Raw genomic sequence first — 3,064 nt, forward strand, 5'->3', positions numbered from 1 at the left:
CGAAGTAGTGATATCACGTATTAATTAAGTAAGAATCAAAGGAGATATAGTAGTCATGAGCGAGTTATTAGATATTTTAAATAAAGTGAAATCGGGTATTGATTATGTGAATGAGAAGCATCTGGTGTCGGATGAACTGATTGATTCTCTGGATGTGATGACGATTGTGACGGAGATCTGTGACGAGTTTGATGTGGAGATTCTGCCGACGGATGTGGTGCCGGAGAATTTTGAGTCTGTGGAGGCGATGTGGCAGCTGATCATGCGGCTTCAGGAGGATTAGTCCGGGATGAGTTATACCTCTTATTTTTATCTGCTGTTTTTTCTGGGGGTGCTGGTGGCTTTATATTACCTGATACCCTTGAAAAAACGGTGGTTGGTGCTGCTGGGCGGCAGTTATTTCTTCTACTGGATGGCCTCCGGAAAAATGATTGTTTTTCTGCTGATCACAACCGTTTCGGTTTATCTGGGAGCTCTGGCTATGGAGCGGGAGCAGCAGGCCTTTGACAGTGTGCGCAAAAGTCTGGAAAAAGAAGAGAGAAAAACCAGAAAGGCAGTTATGATGCGCCGAAAGCGCCATATTGTGTTTGCCATGGTGCTGATCAATGTGGGGCTTCTGGCCTTTTTGAAATATTATCACTTTTTCAGTGCCAATATCAATGCGCTGGGAAGCCATCTGGAGCCTGGTTTTCAGCTGCCGGCGCTGAAACTGTTGATGCCTCTGGGCATTTCTTTTTATACGCTGTCAGCGGTGGGCTATGTGATCGATGTTTACCGGGGGCAGACAGCGGCGGATCATCACTTCGGCAGACTGGCACTTTTCCTCAGCCTTTTCACCAATATTACGGAAGGCCCTATCAGCCGTTACGACCAGCTTGCAGGGCAGGCCTTTGAAGGACACAGGGCTGATTACCGGCAGTTTACCTTTGGCGCGCAGCTGATCCTCTGGGGACTTTTCCAGAAAATGGTGCTGGCTGACCGGGCGGCGCTGCTTGTCAGTACCGTTTTCGGCAGTCCGTCGGATTACAGCGGCGGCATTGTGATCCTGGCGATGTTCGTCTATACATTGCAGATTTATGCGGATTTTGCCGGATGCATGGACATCGTGCGGGGCAGCGGGGCACTGTTTGGCATTGAGATTGCCCGGAACTTCAATCAGCCTTTTTTCTCGAAGTCCATCGGTGAATTCTGGCGAAGATGGCATATGACGCTGGGGGCCTGGTTCAAAGATTATATTTTCTATCCGGTGACATTGTCGAAAACAAATATGAAGCTGGGAAGATGGGCCAAGAAACATCTGAGTGTCCATCTGGGGCAGGCAATGCCAACGGCGTTTGCGCTGTTTTTCGTCTGGCTGGCCAATGGACTCTGGCATGGAGCTTCATGGAAATATGTGGCTTACGGCATGTACTACTATGTATTGACATTATTCGGCCTTTTTGGCAAACCGGTGATACATTGTTTTTATGAAAAAACCGGGATTCGGAAGGAGAGCCGGCCATGGCAGCAGCTGCTGATTATCAGAACTTTTATACTGGTGAATGTCGGCATGCTGTTGTTTCGGGCAAATAGTCTGCGTATTTTTGCGGAGATGTTTGAATCCATGTTTAGAAAAACAACAGGAAACTGGCTTGAGCTGGGGTTAGACAGACATGATCTGGCTGTGCTGGCGCTGGGCGCTTTACTGATGCTGATGGTGGGTATTGTCAGAGAAAGAGGTATTTGTATACGTGAGCGAATTGCATCATGGCCGATGGTGCTCAGGTGGACCGTTTATGCAGGGGTATTTTGTGCCATTGTACTGCTTGGAGCCTATGGCAGCGGATATGGCGTGGTGGACCCATTGTATGCTAACTTCTAAATCCAAATGCATAATGGGCAGGAGTTTCAGACAGCGGCGGAAGCAGAAGTGGGCAATATGTCTAATACGCAGAAATAACTTCGTGAATGAGGAGTCAGTGAAATGCATATATCTAATAGAAAACAGTTTGCCGGACGGGCATTGAAAATGATTGCTTTTGTGCTGTTGACGGTTTTGCTGTTGGTGGGAATGTCGAAGACGTTGGTGCCAAGGTCGAATTCCGGCAGCGGCGGCATGCACAATTACAGAGCCAGAGGGTTTTATGGGGAAGAAAAGGATTCTCTGGATGTGGTGGCTATCGGCAACAGTGATCTGGCCAGTGGATTTTCACCTATGGAATTGTGGAAAACGCATGGCATTTCAGGCTTTGCCTGTGGAGAACCCAATCAGACCATCGATCAGTCCGTGAGATTGCTTCAGGAAGTGCTGACATGCCAGAGGCCAAAAGTTGTTATCCTGGAGACGGACGCCCTTTTCCAGGAAAACATGGACGGTCATCTGACCTCATTGGTCAAGACCGCAGCCAATTATCTTTTTCCGGTATTGGAATATCATGATCGCTGGAAAAGTGTGACAATCTCAGAGCTGATGGGCAAACCGCAGAAACCATGGCATGATGCGGCCAAGGGGTACCGCTATTCGGATGACCGGGTGGCTTACAAAGGGTCCGATTATATGGCGAAGACGGATGATCGGGAAGAAATAGATGCCATAGCGCTGCAGAGTCTCAATCAGTTTGTTGAAATCTGCCGGAATGCGGACATTCAGGTGCTATTTGTGGAGATGCCGTCAGCCAACTCATGGAATATGGCCAGACATCAGGCAGTGACGGACTACGCATCTGATCGAAATATTCCTTTTATTGATTTTAATATGAAGGATATGATGACAAAGACGGGCTTTGACTGGCTGACGGACAGTCGTGACGGCGGCAATCATCTGAATTACAGCGGTGCAAAGAAGATCAGTATATGGCTGGGAAATTATCTGGGATCGCAGTACCAGCTGGAAGACCATAGAAAAAACAGCCGTTATCAGCGATGGCAGCAGGACAGTGCTGATTATAACCGCATTGTCTCCGGTGCGGACAAGCAGGCTGCCGATGAAAATTGATCATAAAAATTAAATGGATATACAGAAGAAAATGACCGTTTGTGACCGTTCACAGAATGGTCATTTTTTCGTCACAAAATCCCCACCAAA

General features: G+C 47.8%; 3 protein-coding genes. All 3 read left to right on the forward strand.

What is annotated here, in order from left to right; all coding sequences use genetic code 11:
- Positions 1-55: 55 nt before the first annotated feature.
- The 3 genes from WMO25_RS16620 to WMO25_RS16630 all read left to right on the forward strand — a co-directional run bounded on the left by WMO25_RS16620 (position 56) and on the right by WMO25_RS16630 (position 2,974).
- Positions 56-283 carry a phosphopantetheine-binding protein gene (locus tag WMO25_RS16620; protein ID WP_349086272.1) on the forward strand — a complete coding sequence of 76 codons (228 nt, stop codon included), beginning with the start codon at positions 56-58 and terminating at the stop codon, positions 281-283.
- Positions 284-289: 6 nt separating this feature from the next.
- Positions 290-1,861, forward strand: a complete 1,572-nt coding sequence (locus WMO25_RS16625) for an MBOAT family O-acyltransferase (RefSeq protein ID WP_349086273.1) — start codon at positions 290-292, stop codon at positions 1,859-1,861.
- A gap of 102 nt (positions 1,862-1,963) precedes the next feature.
- Complete coding sequence (locus WMO25_RS16630; RefSeq protein ID WP_349086275.1) at positions 1,964-2,974, forward strand: SGNH/GDSL hydrolase family protein; 1,011 nt, start codon at positions 1,964-1,966, stop codon at positions 2,972-2,974.
- The last annotated feature ends 90 nt before the right edge of the window (positions 2,975-3,064 follow it).

The organism is Coprococcus intestinihominis, assembly GCF_040096555.1.
GTDB lineage: Bacteria > Bacillota > Clostridia > Lachnospirales > Lachnospiraceae > Coprococcus_A > Coprococcus_A intestinihominis.